Annotated in this window: 1 protein-coding gene; it reads left to right on the forward strand. The window is 61.4% G+C overall.

All coding sequences use genetic code 11. From position 1 onward, the window contains the following. Nucleotides 1–82: 82 nt before the first annotated feature. Nucleotides 83–249 (forward strand): transposase (locus HWX25_RS33220; RefSeq protein WP_279610163.1); only part of this gene is annotated, 167 nt, incomplete at its 3' end.

Genomic DNA, 249 nt, shown 5'->3' on the forward strand with positions numbered 1-249 from the left:
CGCAGGAGGACAACGACCCCGGAAACCCATACACTTATCCACAACCGGTCCTGCTATAGACCGGTCTCCACCCCGGCTCAAAATCCAATCGGCCCGGTGGCTCAAAATTCCGTCGGCGCGGACAAACGAGTGGCACTTCGGCATGAAGGCGCACATCGGCGTCGATGCCGATTCGGGGCTGGTTCACAGCGTGGTCGGCACGTCCGCCAACGTGTCGGATGTTTCGCAAGCACACGCGCTGTTGCACGG

Source organism: Burkholderia sp. BCC1640 (assembly GCF_902833125.1).
GTDB classification, from domain to species: domain Bacteria; phylum Pseudomonadota; class Gammaproteobacteria; order Burkholderiales; family Burkholderiaceae; genus Burkholderia; species Burkholderia diffusa.